Annotated in this window: 1 protein-coding gene; it reads right to left on the bottom strand. The window is 70.8% G+C overall.

Going from position 1 to position 612, the window contains the following annotated elements; translation table 11 throughout:
- On the bottom strand, positions 1-612 hold a 612-nt coding region (locus tag AC1DYI_RS37910), incomplete at both ends, for a condensation domain-containing protein (protein WP_477209192.1).

Consider the following 612-nt stretch of genomic DNA (forward strand, 5'->3'; position numbering starts at 1 on the left):
GCGTCCAGCAGCACGCCCAGATGCGCCGTCAGGCGCTCCATCGTCGACCGGTCGAACAGGTCGGTCGCGTACTCGATGCAGCCGCCCAACGTGCTCTCGCCTTCCCACACGGACAGCAGCAGGTCCAGGCGCGCGCCGCCGGCGTCGACCTGCATTGGCCGCACGGCCAACTGGCCCCACTCGGTGGGTTGCAACGGGTCGGGTTGCAGCACGAACATCGCCTGGACCAGCGGGTTGCGGCTGGGGTCGTGCGGTGGCTGCAAGGCTGCGACCAGCAGGTTGAACGGCAGATCCTCGTGCAGCAGGGCGTCGAGGGTGCGCTGGCGCGTCTGTTCGACGGCGTCGGCGAAGCAGGGGTTGGCCGCGAAATCGCCACGCAGCACGAGGGTATTGACCAGGCAGCCGACCACCCCGGCACATTCGGGCGCCGCCTGCACGACCGGTGTGCCCACGTGCACGCGGGCCTGGCCGGACAGCCGCGACAGCAGGATCTCGAACGCGGTCAGCACGGTGGTGAAGGACGTCACGCCGTGCGCCTTGCCGAAGCCGCGCAGCTTGGCGGCGAGGGCGTCGGGCCACTGGAAATGGTGGCGTGCGCCACGGCCGCTGGGC

Source organism: Ideonella sp. P3_A4, assembly GCF_056403075.1.